Here is a 15,613-nt window from a genome sequence, read left to right as displayed (position 1 = left end):
GATACCCAAAATTAGCGCTAATTGTCTCAATATAGAAAATCAAGCGCCATAAGACCGAGTAATACAGGAATAATTTTTTGGTGCCAAAAGGCAAAAATGTAAGAAAATTACAAAAAGATGAATGAGTGATAAGCCTTCATCACTCGCCAGCAGCGCCCACCCGGCCTGCCTTTCCAATAAAAGAATGTAAAGCCCCTTTGCACTGCCCCTGTGCCATATTCAATTGTTGTTAGAATCCGCCGCCAGCCGAGATTGTGAACAGCTGCCAAACTGTCTACACCGGGCACTCTCCATTGTTTCGGGTGGCTGAAGTAACAGAGAGAGCGATGAACAGGAGGCCTGCGCCTCCCCACGACGGGTTTTGCAAGAGGAAACGGTGCCGATGAAAGTCACCATTAACGATGTGGCCGAACGCGCAGGCGTATCGATCAAGACTGTTTCGCGGGTCATCAACAATGAACCCTCTGTGCGACCCAGTACCCGCGAGCGGGTTATGCGGGCGGTAGAGGCACTCAATTACCGCCCCAATTTGGCGGCGCGCAACTTGGCCGGCACGCACACCTATTCCATCGCCTTTATTTATGACAACCCCAATGCCTACTACGTGATCGACATGCAAAACGGCATTCTCGAAGCCTGTCGCGAACAGGGTTACGAACTGCTTATTCATCCAGGCAGTGGCCAAAGAGACACTATTCACGAAGAGTTACGCAAACTGGTGGAACAAAGCCGGGTTGCCGGGCTGGTGCTCACCCCCCCTTTTTCCGAGACTCAGGAAGTCATCGATACATTGAAATCCCTAAATGTGGAATTCGTGCGGATAATTTCCTCGGAGGGTTGCAGCCAGGGAGAAGAAAATTGTATTGAGATTGATGACGAGGCAGCCGCCTTCACCATTACCCAACATTTGTTGCAGCTGGGCCACAAGCGAATCGCCTATCTTGGCGGCGGCTCCGAGCATTTATCCACACACAGCCGACTCACGGGTTACAAGCACGCTTTACAAAAAGCAGGCCTACCTTTTGTAAAAGAACTGGTGATTGAGGGCGAGTATTCTTTTGATTCTGGTGTGGCCGGGGCTACCGCTTTGCTGCACTCCGCCAATCCCCCTACCGCTATTTTTGCCGGTAACGATGAAATGGCCGCAGGAGCACTGTTTGCCGCACGCATGCTAAATATTGAGGTACCACAACAGCTTTCCATCGCCGGCTTCGAAGACAGCCCCTTTTCACGCCAAACCTGGCCCAAACTCACCACCGCCCATCAACCCAACGAAGATATTGCCCGCTGCGCAGCAGAACTGGTGCTTGAACGCATTCAGTGCCGGGGAAGCCAGGAAAAAGAACAGCAAGTAAGAGCAAAGACGGACAGCAATTGTCGCAGCTTTACTCCCACTCTAATTGTGCGGGACTCCAGCGGGCCTGCGATGGAAGAAGTTTTTAACCAACAGGTGTAAGGCAGCCTTAAGAAATTAAGGAAAAGTCAAAGGGTTAATCACCATAAACCTGGCGCCCCCCTATCCAGGTTTTCTGTACCTGCAAATCCCGGTCGAGCAGAATAAAATCCGCTCTGGCACCGGGAGCAATCTTGCCGCTTTGCAAGCCCAGAAACTGGGACGGGTAGAGGCTCGCCATGCGCAGCGATTCATAAATATCCAAATCGCACCAACCGCTGATATTGCGCACCGCTCCCATCATATCCAGGTGCGAACCGGCGAGCTCACCGGTACTGGAAGTCAGCTTGTCCCCCTCTCGGGTCACCACCCGATCAAATAGCGGGAAACTTAGCGCATCGCTTCCCACCAGGGACATGGCATCCGTAACTAGCAAAAGTTTTCCGCGCGGCTTGGCCTTGAGAGCCAGGGTAATGGCCTCAGCACTGACATGATGGCCATCGGCAATAATGCCGCACCAGGCCTTATCGCTAATTAAGGCAGAGCCCACCATACCGGGCTCGCGGGAGTGCAACGGCGACATGGCATTGTACAAATGCGTAAAACCCACAGCGCCGGCCTGCAATGCCGAATGCACGGTTTTGCCATCGGCATTGGAGTGCCCCAGGCAAACCCGCACCCCCAGCGAGGCCAGCCTGTAAATATCCTCCACAGGTACAGTTTCCGGCGCCAGGGTAACCACCTTGATACCCAGATCCCCGCGCTCATAAATTTCCCACTCCTCATTACTGAGAGGGCGAATAAATGACTGCTCATGGGTACCCTTCTTGGGCACACTCAGGTGTGGCCCTTCAAAGTGGATACCGACCACGCCAGGCACCTGCTGACTCAATGCGGAACTGACCGCATTTGCGGCATTCTGCATAACATCGAGGCGGTCGGTAATCAGGGTGGGCAGGAAGGCGGTGGTGCCATAGCGGGCATGGGCTTCAGCCATGGTACGCAGCCCCTCGACAGTGGGCTCCTGATTAAACAGTACGCCACCGCCACCATTCACCTGTATATCCACCAGCCCAGGTGCCAGCAGTCCATGGAGATAGGGTGCTGGGGACTGCGGGTCTTCACCAATGGAAGCAATGCGGCCGTCATCGCCCACAACTAGGGGCACATCCTCCAGGATTTTTTCGCCCTCAAAAAGTTTTTCTGCGACCAAGGCAAAAGCCACAGCCCCTCCTTAACTCTGACTTACTAAATAAGGGGGAAGGAAAGGATACACTGCGCTCGGGACCGTATGAGGCATGGATGCCGATTACGAGCTTACAGGGATGTATTCACAGCGCGTCTTGAGCGCAGTGTATTCTTTCCTTCTGACCCAGTAGTAACTCTGAGTATTTTTTGTCGTTGGATTTCCGGCAGATTATTACACGGTCTGCGTGACCTTTTTCAGCCCCGCCGGCTCATCGGGATTAATACCGCGGTTTACCGCCACATGGGCAACATCGATATAAAAGCGCTGCAGCAAGGCCAGGGGCGCGACGCGAGGGTGCACCCCTTTGCTGGGCACGTGAAGATTAATCAGGCTTGCCCCCCTATGCACTATGTCATCAATCTGTTCGCTGTGCGCCGTGAATGACTCATCCTCAATAGGGACATTCACTACCGTCAGCTTGTCCTCAACGAGAGTAACCGGTCCGTGTAAGAACTCCGCACTGGAAAAAGACTCCGCGTGAATATTGCAAACTTCCTTCAACTTCAGCGCCAGCTCCCGGGTTATGGCATAACCGGGACCACGCCCGAGCACTACCAGGTTCTGTACTGAGGCCAGATCTTCGGGCCTCAACTGAATCTCTGCGCGCACCGCCGCCTGTAGCGTTTCGGGCAATTTTTCCAGCGCCTCACGCAGCGCTTTGTCACCACTCCAGCAGGCCACCAGCTGCAAAATTGCCGAGAGCGTGGCCAGATAACTCTTGGTGGCCGCCACCGCTTTCTCCGGACCCGCCTTCAAGGGAATCAGCAAATCGACGATATCCTTGATTGGCGCCTGTTCATCATTCACCAAAGCCACGGTATAGGCGCCGCACTCCTTGGCCATCTTGGCCTGAGCGAGGATATCTGGGCTGCGCCCCGACTGGGAGATCACCAGTACCAACGCCCCTTCCAATTTAAGCTCGCGGCCATACACACTGGAAACCGAGGGTGCTGCGGCAAAAGTAGGGGTCCCAGTTTCTATTTCTATCAAATACTTGGCAAAGACACCGGCATGATCGGAAGAGCCACGCCCAACAATCATGACAAAGCGCGGAGCATGAGCCCGCAAGCGCTCCCCAAGTTGCTCCATGACTTTGGCATTGCCTTGTAACTGCTCAGCAATTCTTGCCGGAGCCTCACGGGCTTCGGCCTCCATGATCGTCGTAGTCATTCCATCATTCACCCAGGCTGTCTATTCCTCCCGCTACAACCGAATTCACCCGCGCTAAACCAAGGAGGATTACAACTATCAGTCTATGTGCTGGCTAGACAGAGTGAGCGGCTGTGATGACTGCAGGAAATGTCATTGTCATCTTTTTTATCTATTCAACCCAGGAGCTGCTATTTATGGATCTGGCAAGGCCCGAAGAGTCCAGCTACACACAAGTCAAAACGAGTAATTTCACGCCATAAGAAGCCGATTACCCGATCATCTATGCTTTCTAATAATTCCCCGGCATCAGTCGGGCAATGTCTATAGGAAAAATCGATGACAAAGCTGGATGGCGCGCCAATACACCACTTCTGGCGTGTTATTGCACTTTTACTCTTCTTACTATTTATCAATAGTTGTTCCAGCATCCAATTTGCCTACAACAATGTGGATTATTGGATTCGCTGGAAAACCCAGAAATATGTGGAGTTGGACCGAGCCCAAAAAAGTGAGCTGCAGGGCGCCCTCAACAGCTTTTTTCGATGGCATCGACAAACCCAACTGCCCCGCTATGCCGACTTCCTGAACAATCTGGCGGAAAGGGTCGATAAAGGGGCATTGGAAAACCCACAGTTACAACCTGTCGAAGAGCAGGTCCACCAGTTTTTAGCCGCGGCCAGTGAAAATGCTTACAACCTAATGTTGCCACTGGCGGCGCAGCTCAATGAACAGCAAATCAACGAGCTGCAGGGCAATATGTGGAAAAAAGAGCAGAAGACCCTGGAAAAGTGGCAGCGATCACCGGAAAAAATACAACAAAAGCGAGACAAGATTATCCGCAGGGAAAGTGTTCGCTGGCTCGGTACCCTTACCGAAGAGCAAAAAAACCTGATTACTGCATGGGTTTCCAAAATGGAATACAGCCCCCTGCAGCGCATTGAGCAGCGAAGGCTCTGGCAATCAAAAACCTTCGAATTGTTACGCACTAAACCCGAGGGATACCTGGAAAAAATCCGCAGCCTGCTACTTAACCCGGAACAACTATGGTCACCTGAATATCGTCAAGCCCAGGAGCAACGCCAACAGCAGGCGCAGGTACTGGCAAAAAAAATATTAACGAGCACTAGCCTTGAGCAGCGCCGTCACCTCAGCCGCACCCTCAGGGAGTATGCCCAGGATTTCCACTCACTGGCTAATCAATAAGCGGCCGGAAAACAAAGATAAAAAGAACCATCCACGTGGTTATTACCCTCACATACCCGCGTAAGAAACCCCTGAAGACTCAGCCATGGGGCTGACGAAACCAGGCCCATACTGCTAAGCTCGCCACCTCTAATGACCAGTCAGGGGACATCACGTGCAAATCGAATCCGCCAGTATTGACCAGTTAGCGGAGTGGGAGAAAGAGCTGAGCACCCACTACGAGCGCATCCGCCAACACGAACTGAATCTGGATATCACCCGCGGCAAGCCTTCAACCGAACAGTTAAATTTATCGGATAAGCTCGACGGCATCCTCTGCAGCGATTACCGCGCCGCCGGCGGGACCGACACCCGCAACTACGGTGGTTTGATCGGGCTTACCTGTGCCCGTGAACTGGGCGCGGATATGCTGCAAGTGCCCACGGAAGAAGTCATTGCCGGAGGCAATAGCTCGCTCACCCTGATGTATCACGCGGTGTTGACCGGTTACCTGTTCGGCTTTGCCGGCAATACTCCCTGGCGTGAACTCAAAGCGCCAAAATTCCTCTGCCCGGTACCCGGATACGATCGACACTTCACCATCTGTGAACAGTTGGGGGTTGGCATGATCAATATTCCCATGAATGGGCAAGGACCGGATATGGACCTTGTAGAAAAACATATTCGCGAGGACAACGAAATTATCGGCATCTGGTGTGTGCCCAAGTATTCCAACCCCAACGGCGTCACCTACAGCAATGAAACCGTAGAGCGCCTGGCGCAGCTGGGGCAAATCGCCAATCCGGGCTTTCGTATTTTCTGGGATAACGCCTATGCCGTGCACGACCTGGGCCACTATGTCAGCCTAGCCAGTATCCGTGCGGCCGCTCTGGAAAATGACACTGTGGACTCAGTACTTCAATTTGCCTCCACCTCCAAAGTGACCCATGCGGGAGCCGGTGTGGCATTTGTCAGCGCCAGCAGCGCCAATCTGCAATCTTTGCAACAGCAGATGCAAGCGATGACTATTGGCCCAGATAAAGTGAACCAGCTGCGCCACTCTCGCTTCTTTACCGAGTTCACCACCCTTAAGGAACACATGCGCAAGCATGCGAATATCCTCAAGCCCAAGTTTGACTGTGTGCTGGAACACCTACACAAGGGGCTGGGCGATACGGATTTAGGCCAATGGGAAAAACCTGAGGGAGGCTATTTTGTCTCCTTTAACACGCGTCCGGGCTGCGCCAAGGCGGTGGTCAAGCTGGCAGCGGAGGCCGGAGTAAAACTGACTCCAGCCGGGGCCACCTTCCCCTACGGCAAAGACCCTGAGGATAGCAATATTCGTATAGCACCGAGTTTCCCCCCACTGGAAGAACTCGATACCGCCATGTCTGTGTTCGTAATATGCGTGAAACTAGCCAGTGTGCGCCAGAAACTGGAGCAACTGCGAAAGGCGGGATAGCAACCGAAAATAATTTTGGCAATCAATTAAGAGGGCGGCTCTTATAACCGCCCTCTTGAATTAAGCGGCATTTTCGCTGGAGAGGTAGCGCCGCGCGAACTTCTCATCGGCAAGGTGCAAGTCAACCACCACAAGCCCATCGACGGAATCACAGAAATCCGGATCGACATTAAAGGCGTGAAAGCTGGTGCCGCCCGGTTTCGTCAATGCGGCGTACTTTTTGAAAAGTGGTGGTAAAACCACCCCCTCTTCGCGCAACACCACCTTTAACTGGCGCATATCTGCGATAGAGTCCCCAGAAAGATCTGGCAGGGGTGCACCGGCTTGTAGAAAGGGCAGGCGCGCATCACCCAGTGAATTTTGTGGAGCGAAATAATGGGAGAAATATCTTACGATCGCCGACTTAGCCCGCACCGAAAATGTTCCCGGCATAGAGACAGGGCCAAATAAATAGCGCACATTATTGCGTAAAACCCACTGACCGATAGCACTCCAAAGCAGGTCTAACCCCTTTCCTCTCCAGTATTCCGGCAGTAAGAAACTGCGGCCCAGTTCCGCCGAGCCCGGTAGGCACTGACACGGTGGCGAGGGATAATTGAATAAGGTGCTGCTGTAGATTTCATCCTCCGCCAGGCTCTCGGTGCCAGCAATGCGGTAAGCACCAGCTATCTGCTTGTTCTTATGGTCCCACAGCAGCAAGTGGTCATAGTGTGCATCAAATGCATCCCAGTCCCGGCTCTGTCCGGTTCCCTCACCCACTGCGCGGAAGGCCACCTCACGTGTACGCGCCAACTCACGCATTACCGGGCAATCCGGCCTCTGGCGATATAAGCGCACGGAAAAGTCCCCTTGGGCGGTCAGGGCTTCACAGCTCTCTATAATTCTCTCCACCTCGCCACGAGGCTCCGCAGCAGCGATAAGATCGGGACCCAGGGGCGCGGGAGACCGATGTAGCGTGTATACATGTTTGCGCCATAGCGCGGCCTGGGCGCGAGGGGTTAGCGGCCAACTGCGAAAATGTTCCGCTTCCAGGGGGCGGCCAATTCGGATATCAATGCCACGACTGGCCTGCTTGAACATTTCTCGAATAAGCCAGAGGGTCGAAAGGGGTTTATTCAGCATCGACAGACCGTAAAACCACCAGGAATTTCTGCCGAGTACTTGTACCGGCAGAATCGGCGCATTCGCCTTCTCCGCGAAGCGCACAAATCCAGGGTTCCAGCGCCCATCACGCACACCCTGGGGACTGAGGCGCGAAACCTCACCGGCGGGGAAAATAATTACAGCCCCACCCTGCCCCAGATAATCGTAAATACCCTGCACATCCGAACGGCGGGTGCGCCCATTAAAATTATCCACCGGCAAAAAATAGGGGCGCAGCGGATGAATATTCCATAAAAGCTGGCTGGCAATTGCACGCACATCCTTGCGCACCCGGGCAACCATATCAATCAAGGCCAGGCCATCCAGGCTGCCCAACGGGTGATTCGCCACAATAATCAGGGGGCCTGTCACAGGCACCCGTTCCAATTCCGAGGGATTTAATTCATAGCGGAAATTAAGGTCACTAAATAGCTGGCGAATAAAATCCAGCCCTCCCAGATGGGGGTAACGCCGTCCAAACTCTACAATTTGCTCCTCGCAACAAATTTTTTTAAGAGTGGCGGAAACCAGTTTCCGTGTTGGCTTCTGCGGCGCTGCGCTATACCAGGCATTTTTTTGCAACAGTGTTTCGAGCTGAATCATGCGGCCACCACCTCTGTCATTATGCTGGCTATTTTGGGGGCCCGGTACCAATGGAGCAGTTCCAGGCTGCCATCTTGTTGTTCTACCACGGCACTCATCGAATCGACCCAATCGCCGCAATTGGCGTAGGTCACAGTGCGCTCGCCCTTGTTTTTACTGCGCAGTGCGGGGCGATGAATGTGTCCACAGATAACCCCATCCATGCCTTTGGCCGCTGCTTCAGCCACGGCGATATTTTCGAAATCGCTCATCATTTGCCTGGCAGCGCCAACGCGGTTTTTTACCTGGCTGGCCAGAGACCACCAGGGTTTATTGAAACGACTACGCCAGTAATTAATCCAGCGATTAAATCGCAGCATCAGATAGTAACTGCGGTCCCCAATGTGGTAACTGAGCGGATTAATTTTGATGTGGTGTTCAAATTGGTCTCCGTGGGTTACCCAGTAACGTTTACCGCTAGCAGCTGTGTGAATCCAATCGCGCTCGATACGGATATTACCCAGGCGTTTGCCCGCCCAGCTGCGCATGGGGGCATCGTGATTTCCGGGAATATAAATAACTTCCGGGGTGAGACTACTTAACTCCGAAAGCATACCCAGCAACATGGAAGATGCCTGACACCAGGTGCCCTTCCCTTTGGACAGGGCGTACATATCGAAAATATCCCCCACCAGGTAAACCTTGTCAGCACGATTTTGTGCCAGGAAATCTGCTAATCGGTGGGGCTCACTGTCTCTACTACCCAAATGGACATCCGATATCCACAACGCGCGGTAGCGATTGCTCATAGCAAGGTTCCAGCCATTAACCCGTAATCAGCTCGTGTAAAGACAGATAATCAGCCTGGCGCGCCAACCTGGCGCTACAGTGGAATTTATCAGTCAATAGCTTGCAAGCCGCGAACAGGCGAGTACTTATTAGATATCGATTAAATACCAATAAGTCCGGTGATCGCCTGCGCTGTCACTTTGCAGCGATTTGATGACAGTCCGGAGGACCTTTATTGAAGCTTATATTGCAGTGAAACCCGGCAGACTGCGAGGGTTTTAGGCGCCCGAATCAGCCTGCCCGAAGGCCCGCTGATCCGGTGAAAAGAATGGTTGATTACTCGGTATCCTGGGGATGGCGAATGGGCGGCGCGAAGGGAAATTTAGCTACTTTATCGCCTTTAACCTCGACAATTTTGCCGGTCCCCTCTTTTTCCACTTCATCGATTCGCACGATGCTGTGCATAGGAATATAGGAACGGGTTACCGAGGCAAACTCGGTTTTCAGCTTTTCTTCGCTGGGGTCCACTACCAGCTGGGCCTTCTCCCCAAATACGAACTCCTCGACCTCGATAAAGCCGTACATATCGCTCTGATAAATCGCCCGGGCATAGAGTTCATATACCTGGTTCTGGTTGTGGAAAATCACTTTATATATCGGGTTGGCCATAAGTCTCTCAGGATGGGGAATACCCCGAAGCTCGAAGTTGTTCAGAAAGCGGGCAATGCCCGAAAAAGCGCGCAAGAATAGCACAGGTTCTCAAGCGCTAATATAGCCATCTATGCAGTGCCGGGTCCTGTCGCTATAATGCCCCACCCGTTTAATTGACCAGTTTTTAATCAGGCACGATATGTCCGATACACCGGCGAAAAAGCTATACATCAAAACCCACGGCTGCCAAATGAATGAGTACGATTCCGCCAGGATGCGCGATCTGCTCGGCGAGTCACACGCGATGGTACCCACCGACGATCCCGAAGAGGCGGACGTACTACTGGTCAATACCTGTTCTATTCGCGAGAAGGCCCAGGAAAAACTGTTCCATCAGTTGGGTCGCTGGAGACGTCTCAAGGAGAAAAATCCCGAGCTGGTTATCGGCGTTGGTGGCTGCGTGGCCAGCCAGGAAGGCGAGGCAATCGCCAAGCGCGCCCCCTATGTTGACCTGATCTTCGGCCCACAAACTCTGCACCGCCTGCCGGAAATGATGGAAACCAAAGAGCAGAAAAATGGCGTAGTGGTTGTGGATATCAGCTTCCCGGAGATCGAGAAATTCGACCGGCTGCCGCAACCCGAGGCCGATGGCGCCACCGCCTTTGTCTCCATTATGGAAGGTTGCTCCAAGTACTGCACCTTCTGTGTAGTGCCCTACACCCGCGGCGAGGAAGTGAGCCGGCCAGTTGCCGATGTGCTGGAGGAAGTCGCCCACCTGGCAGAGCAGGGCGTGCGCGAAGTCAACCTGCTGGGCCAGAACGTCAATGCCTACCGCGCTGCCGGAGTGGATGGACAAGAGGTGGATTTCGCCGAGCTGATCACCTATGTAGCCGCAATAGACGGTATCGACCGCATTCGCTACACCACTTCGCACCCGGTGGAGTTCTCTGACGCTTTGATCGACGTCTATGCTCAGGTACCAGAACTGGTCAGCCACCTGCATCTGCCGGTACAAAGTGGTTCCGATCGCATTTTGATGGCGATGAAACGCGGCCACACCGCATTGGAGTACAAGTCTAAGATCCGCCGCCTGAAGAAAATACGCCCGGATATCTGCCTGTCCTCTGACTTTATCGTGGGCTTCCCCGGTGAAACTGACAGGGACTTCGAAGCCACTATGAATCTGATTCAGGAAGTGGGCTTTGACCTCTCTTTCAGCTTTATCTACTCACCGCGCCCAGGCACCCCGGCAGCTGATCTGCCCGACGACACCCCGGAAGAGGTCAAAAAAGAGCGCCTGCAGCTACTGCAAAACCGTATCAACCAGCAGGCCCAGGCCATCGCGCGGCATATGGTCGGCAATACCGAACGGGTTCTTGTGACCGGAGTTTCCAAGAAAGACCCCGGTCAGCTGCAAGGGCGCACCGAGAACAACCGAGTGGTTAACTTCCGCGCCGACGACCTGGCCCTGATTGGCAAATTTGCCGATGTCCTGATTGAGGATGCCCTGCCTAACTCCCTGCGCGGCACACTGATTACCTCGGAGCTGGAAGAGGACCTGTTCTAAGGGGTGGGGATTACTTTAAATCCAGGCAAGGTGTGCTTAAAAACCACACCTTGCCGCCCAAATATCCTAACAGCACCACTGAAATTACAAGCTGTAATTAAAATCGGGTAAAGTTAGAACCTATTGGTAACACCCAAAGCTTTCCCATACAGGGAAAATGGGTATACCCTAGCAATGAACCCTACAGATTAAGGTGCCGGAAACCAGTTTGGAAACGCAAACCCTCGCTCACAGTATCACCCTCGAGCCCAACGACGCTCGCCGCCTCGCCAACCTCTGCGGTCAGTTCGACCAACACCTACGCCAAATAGAGCAGCGACTGGACATTGAGATCCGCAATCGCGGCAATCAGTTTGCCGTCTACGGTGAGCCAGATAAAGCCAAGGCCGCCTGTGAATTGTTGAGCTTTCTCTACAAGGAAACCGGTTCGCGCGATCAACTGACCCCCGATGAGATCCACCTGGCCCTACAACAGGCCGGTGTGGAGGAACTGCTAAATAAGGGGGAGAAGGGCGAATCCAGCGAAGCCGACCAAGTGGTACTGATTCGTACCAAAAAGTGTTCTGTTCGCCCCCGAGGCCTGAACCAGCGCAAGTATGTGCAGGCGGTTCAGAGCAACGATATCAATTTCGGCATAGGCCCAGCCGGTACCGGCAAGACTTATCTGGCAGTGGCCTGTGCAGTCGAAGCCCTGCTCAAAGACCAGGTAGAGCGCATCCTGCTGGTGCGCCCAGCAGTAGAAGCCGGTGAGAAACTCGGCTTCCTTCCCGGTGACCTGAGCCAGAAAGTGGACCCTTACCTGCGACCACTGTACGACGCACTCTACGAAATGCTCGGTTTTGAAACCGTCGGCAAACTGATCGAGCGCAATGTGATTGAGGTAGCGCCCCTGGCTTATATGCGCGGACGTACCCTCAACAACGCCTTTGTGATCCTCGACGAGAGTCAGAACACAACCCGTGAGCAGATGAAAATGTTCCTGACCCGGATTGGTTTCGGCTCCACTGCGGTGATTACCGGTGACCCGAGCCAGGTCGACCTCCCGCGAGGACAGGCCTCAGGGCTGCGCCACGCGGTAGAAGTCCTCGGCAAGGTTAACGGTATCAGCTTTACCCATTTCGGCGCTAAAGATGTTGTCCGCCACCCCCTCGTGCAGCGCATCGTAGAAGCTTACGATATTCACGAAGCCGAGCGGGAAGTTAATATCGGTAGCAAAACCGACGAGAATGCCGCCTGAGGTTCCCCCGCAGAGTTATGATTGATTTGACCCTTGATGTGCAGCGTGCCAGCCGCTGCACAAACCTGCCCCCCGATGAAAAGATCCGCACCTGGGTCACCAACGCCCTGTCCGGCCGGCGCAAAGAGGCTGAAATGGCTGTGCGCATCGTCGACGAAGCGGAGAGCCAACAGCTCAACTTTCAGTATCGCGGCAAAGACAAGCCGACCAATGTTCTGTCTTTTCAAACAGACTTTCCCGCCGAATTAAACCTACCAATACTGGGCGACTTAGTCATTTGTGCTCCAGTTGTGGAAAAGGAAGCGGAGCAACAGAACAAAACGACTGAGGCGCACTGGGCACATATGCTGGTCCATGGCACACTGCACCTTCTGGGTTATGACCATATCGAAGATAGCGATGCGGAAATCATGGAAAAGCTGGAAACGGGCCTGTTGACCCACCTCGGCTTTGCCGACCCCTACACCCCTCTCGATGAGGCGGGATGACAAGGGGTCAAAATGAAATTACCCACTTACGATTATTGATTGAAATAGACGAGAGATATCCGGAGCATGGCCACTTCCATGACCACAGACGAGCCCCCAAGTAGTCACTCTTCCAGCAAACCCCGGTCGAGTGAGAAGAACTGGCTGGAAAGATTGTTTGGTGCATTTTCTGCCGAACCCAAGTCCCGCGATGAACTGCTGGATATCATCAAGGACGCCGCTGAAAATCAGCTGGTCGATGCCGAGGCTCTATCCATCATCGAGGGTGCCCTGGATGTGTCCAACCAGCAGGTGCGGGAGATAATGATCCCCCGCTCGCAGATGGTGGTTGTGGGACTGCAAGATAAGCCCGAGGTATTTCTGCCCAAGATTATCGAGTCGGGCCACTCCCGCTTCCCCGTTGTCGGTGAGAGTATCGACGATATCCGCGGGATACTGCTGGCCAAAGATCTGCTCCCCCTCCTTCTCAAAGGCGTTGAAGCATTCCAGCTAGAAGACATCATTCGCCCGGCCAATATCATCCCCGAGAGTAAGCGCCTGAATATCCTCCTGCGGGAGTTCCGTGAAAATCGCTACCATATGGCCGTTGTAATCGACGAATATGGCGGCGTTTCCGGCGTTGTGACCATTGAAGATATCCTTGAGGAAATCGTCGGTGAGATCGAAGACGAAACCGATGAGGAAGAAGCGGATAGCTTTATCCGCCGGGTGGGTGAAAATGACTACATCGTCAAGGCACTCACGCCCATCGAGGAATTCAATGAATTTTTTGATTCCGAATTCAGCGATGAAGAATTCGACACGGTTGGCGGTCTGATTATGCAGTCTTTCGGCCATCTGCCCGGCCGCGATGAAGTCACCCGCCTCGGAGACTTCCTGTTCCGGGTACTCTACGCGGACAGCCGGCAAATCCACCTGCTGCGCGTAGCCCATATGCGTAAGCCGCCCGATGAAGACTGAACTGGGCACCTATAGATCTAGTCAAAACATTCTCTGCTAGGGATACAGTCGCAGCTGCGGCTACCGATTAAGCGAGTCTATGCGAAGAATACTATTATCTCTCGCCGGTGCGGGTGCCGGCGGGCTAATGACACTTTCCCTGGCACCCTTCAACTATTGGGTGTGTGGACTCCTGTCTCTCGCCCTATTTGCCTGGCTGCTCCTGTTCGCCTCCCGCGGTCAGCCAATGCGCGGACGCAGCACCTTCTGGTTGGCCTTCTGTTATGGGCTTGGCCTGTATGCGACTGGTGGCTCCTGGGTCTATGTCTCAATCACTAACTTCGGCAACTCTTCGCCTCCCCTGGGGTTTGCGCTCACCGGCGGGTTTGTCGCACTCATGGCGGTACTCCTGGCGGCGCCTTTCTCTTTTCTCGGTCGCTTTACCGCCAACAAATTTAGCTTTGCTCTCGCCTTTGCCGCGCTCTGGTTTATCAGTGAATGGTTCCGCAGCTGGATGTTTACCGGCTTCCCCTGGCTATTCGCCGGCTATGCCCATCTTGGCACCTGGATGTCTGGCTGGGCGCCAGTATTGAGTGTCTATGGTATCGGGCTGTTACTGGCCCTCTCTGGAGCCGTGCTCGCTCTAGCCACCAGCGGCCGTCTGGCTCCCCTCAAGCGACCGGCGCATATAGCACTGATTGGTGCAGCAGTGCTGCCCTGGCCTCTCGGAGCTGCCCTCGCCAATATTCAGTGGACCCAGGCCGAGGGGGGCATAATCACCGTTGGGATGGTCCAGGCCAATATTCCCCAGGAAAAAAAGTGGCTGCCGGAGTTTCGCGGAGAAACTATCAGTCGCTACCAGGAGGGCACTCGCTCACTGAGCGAACGGGATGTGGATGTCATTATCTGGCCGGAAGCGGCACTGCCTATGCTTTACGGCCAGGCCCCAAACCTGATGCAAGCCCTGCAGCGCAATGCCGAGAAAACCGGTATCGATCTGATCAGCGGTATTCTCTACGACACCCATAACTCCGAGGATGGTACCCGCAAGGTACATAACTCCGCTGCAGTCTTTGGACGCAGCCCCAGTGTTTACCACAAGCGTCACCTGGTGCCTTTTGGCGAGTATGTCCCTCTGGAGAACCTGATCAGGGGTACTATTGAATTCTTCAATTTGCCCACTTCTTTTATTCGTTCCGGGCCCGACCAGCAAGGGCCTCTCAATGCCGGGGGAGCCAGCTGGGCGCCTCTTATCTGCTATGAGATCGTCTATCCCCGCCTGGTGGCGGATAGCGCTCTCGCTTCCCAGGTACTCCTAACCATCAGTAACGATGCTTGGTTTGGCGAGTCCATAGGGCCGCTGCAACATATGCAAATGGCGCAAATGCGCGCGCTAGAGACCGGCCGCTATCTTGTGCGTGGCACCAATACCGGGGTCACCGCGATCGTCGACCCCCGCGGGCGTATCATCGAGCAGCTACCCCAATTTGAGCGGGCAAATATGACCGGTGATATACGCGCAATGCGCGGCTCAACGCCTTTCATGCTCGCCAGCATTTTCTCGGTGTTTGCCCTGGCCCTGCCTATGTTGGCCCTAGCACTCCTTCTCAGCCGCAAGCGGTCCGATACTGCTGATAAGCCCATCCCCGGAGGAATCACCGAGTAATCATCTTCTGCCACCAATCACTTCACCGCATGCTGCCAAAACACCCCGCAATTGGGGATGACTGCTATGCTGCATGCAATTTACCTGTGAAATTTTGGCGGGGATGGGCTGTT

13 protein-coding genes are annotated in these 15,613 nt (G+C 53.9%); 8 read left to right on the top strand and 5 right to left on the bottom strand.

All coding sequences use genetic code 11. From position 1 onward, the window contains the following. Positions 1 to 382: 382 nt before the first annotated feature. Positions 383 to 1,456, top strand: a complete 1,074-nt coding sequence (locus tag ACXAFI_RS03505) for a LacI family DNA-binding transcriptional regulator (protein WP_475107700.1) — start codon at positions 383 to 385, stop codon at positions 1,454 to 1,456. A 34-nt stretch (positions 1,457 to 1,490) separates the two neighbouring features. Here ACXAFI_RS03505 and nagA read toward each other — a convergent pair whose 3' ends face one another. Both nagA and nagB-II read right to left on the bottom strand, forming a co-directional pair. Further along, entirely contained in the window at positions 1,491 to 2,618 is a 1,128-nt protein-coding gene (nagA, locus tag ACXAFI_RS03500) for an N-acetylglucosamine-6-phosphate deacetylase (RefSeq protein ID WP_475107699.1), read from the bottom strand. A 195-nt stretch (positions 2,619 to 2,813) separates the two neighbouring features. After that, entirely contained in the window at positions 2,814 to 3,812 is a 999-nt protein-coding gene (gene nagB-II / locus ACXAFI_RS03495) for a glucosamine-6-phosphate deaminase NagB-II (protein ID WP_475107698.1), read from the bottom strand. A gap of 318 nt (positions 3,813 to 4,130) precedes the next feature. On the opposite strand from nagB-II, the gene ACXAFI_RS03490 reads away from it, so the two are divergent. After that, positions 4,131 to 4,997 (top strand): DUF6279 family lipoprotein, encoded by an 867-nt coding sequence (locus tag ACXAFI_RS03490; RefSeq protein WP_475107697.1) that lies wholly within the window; start codon positions 4,131 to 4,133, stop codon positions 4,995 to 4,997. Positions 4,998 to 5,151: 154 nt separating this feature from the next. Then, positions 5,152 to 6,438 carry an aspartate aminotransferase type Ic gene (locus ACXAFI_RS03485; protein ID WP_475107696.1) on the top strand — a complete coding sequence of 429 codons (1,287 nt, stop codon included), beginning with the start codon at positions 5,152 to 5,154 and terminating at the stop codon, positions 6,436 to 6,438. A 60-nt stretch (positions 6,439 to 6,498) separates the two neighbouring features. On the opposite strand, the gene olsF is transcribed toward ACXAFI_RS03485, so the two are convergent. The 3 genes from olsF to ACXAFI_RS03470 form a co-directional block, all read right to left on the bottom strand. Next, positions 6,499 to 8,184, bottom strand: coding sequence for a bifunctional ornithine lipid synthase OlsF (olsF, locus tag ACXAFI_RS03480; RefSeq protein WP_475107695.1), 1,686 nt, complete (start codon positions 8,182 to 8,184; stop codon positions 6,499 to 6,501). Further along, the gene (locus tag ACXAFI_RS03475) at positions 8,181 to 8,972 is read right to left on the bottom strand and encodes a UDP-2,3-diacylglucosamine diphosphatase (protein WP_475107694.1); all 792 of its coding nucleotides are present in this window, start codon (positions 8,970 to 8,972) and stop codon (positions 8,181 to 8,183) included. The genes olsF and ACXAFI_RS03475 overlap by 4 nt, the downstream gene beginning before the upstream one ends. A gap of 316 nt (positions 8,973 to 9,288) precedes the next feature. After that, a complete protein-coding gene (locus tag ACXAFI_RS03470) occupies positions 9,289 to 9,621 on the bottom strand; it encodes a DUF1820 family protein (RefSeq protein ID WP_172975496.1) in 333 nt (110 codons plus the stop codon). A gap of 181 nt (positions 9,622 to 9,802) precedes the next feature. On the opposite strand from ACXAFI_RS03470, the gene miaB reads away from it, so the two are divergent. From miaB to lnt, 5 genes are all read left to right on the top strand, one after another. Then, positions 9,803 to 11,170, top strand: coding sequence for a tRNA (N6-isopentenyl adenosine(37)-C2)-methylthiotransferase MiaB (gene miaB / locus ACXAFI_RS03465; protein WP_475107693.1), 1,368 nt, complete (start codon positions 9,803 to 9,805; stop codon positions 11,168 to 11,170). 208 nt (positions 11,171 to 11,378) lie between these two features. Continuing rightward, positions 11,379 to 12,407: a PhoH family protein gene (locus tag ACXAFI_RS03460; protein WP_253868680.1), complete on the top strand. Its 1,029-nt coding sequence runs from the start codon at positions 11,379 to 11,381 to the stop codon at positions 12,405 to 12,407. 17 nt (positions 12,408 to 12,424) lie between these two features. Further along, positions 12,425 to 12,895: an rRNA maturation RNase YbeY gene (gene ybeY, locus ACXAFI_RS03455; RefSeq protein WP_475107692.1), complete on the top strand. Its 471-nt coding sequence runs from the start codon at positions 12,425 to 12,427 to the stop codon at positions 12,893 to 12,895. Positions 12,896 to 12,961: 66 nt separating this feature from the next. Continuing rightward, positions 12,962 to 13,855 (top strand): HlyC/CorC family transporter, encoded by an 894-nt coding sequence (locus ACXAFI_RS03450; RefSeq protein ID WP_371416930.1) that lies wholly within the window; start codon positions 12,962 to 12,964, stop codon positions 13,853 to 13,855. A 79-nt stretch (positions 13,856 to 13,934) separates the two neighbouring features. Further along, on the top strand, positions 13,935 to 15,500 hold the full coding sequence (gene lnt / locus ACXAFI_RS03445) for an apolipoprotein N-acyltransferase (RefSeq protein WP_475107691.1): 1,566 nt from the start codon (positions 13,935 to 13,937) through the stop codon (positions 15,498 to 15,500). Positions 15,501 to 15,613: the final 113 nt, after the last annotated feature.

The sequence above is a fragment of the Microbulbifer sp. ABH2_005 genome, assembly GCF_056160005.1.
The sequence above is the reverse complement of the archived record's forward strand: the minus strand, read 5'-3'. Positions and strand labels throughout refer to the sequence as shown.

Bases quoted from the DNA above. Each gene is read 5' to 3' on its own strand.
- ACXAFI_RS03505 (WP_475107700.1), top strand. From the start codon at position 383: ATGAAAGTCACCATTAACGATGTGGCCGAACGCGCAGGCGTATCGATC.
- nagB-II (WP_475107698.1), bottom strand. From the start codon at position 3,812: ATGACTACGACGATCATGGAGGCCGAAGCCCGTGAGGCTCCGGCAAGA.
- ACXAFI_RS03490 (WP_475107697.1), top strand. From the start codon at position 4,131: ATGACAAAGCTGGATGGCGCGCCAATACACCACTTCTGGCGTGTTATT.
- olsF (WP_475107695.1), bottom strand. From the start codon at position 8,184: ATGATTCAGCTCGAAACACTGTTGCAAAAAAATGCCTGGTATAGCGCA.
- ACXAFI_RS03475 (WP_475107694.1), bottom strand. From the start codon at position 8,972: ATGAGCAATCGCTACCGCGCGTTGTGGATATCGGATGTCCATTTGGGT.
- ACXAFI_RS03470 (WP_172975496.1), bottom strand. From the start codon at position 9,621: ATGGCCAACCCGATATATAAAGTGATTTTCCACAACCAGAACCAGGTA.
- miaB (WP_475107693.1), top strand. From the start codon at position 9,803: ATGTCCGATACACCGGCGAAAAAGCTATACATCAAAACCCACGGCTGC.
- ybeY (WP_475107692.1), top strand. From the start codon at position 12,425: ATGATTGATTTGACCCTTGATGTGCAGCGTGCCAGCCGCTGCACAAAC.
- ACXAFI_RS03450 (WP_371416930.1), top strand. From the start codon at position 12,962: ATGGCCACTTCCATGACCACAGACGAGCCCCCAAGTAGTCACTCTTCC.
- lnt (WP_475107691.1), top strand. From the start codon at position 13,935: ATGCGAAGAATACTATTATCTCTCGCCGGTGCGGGTGCCGGCGGGCTA.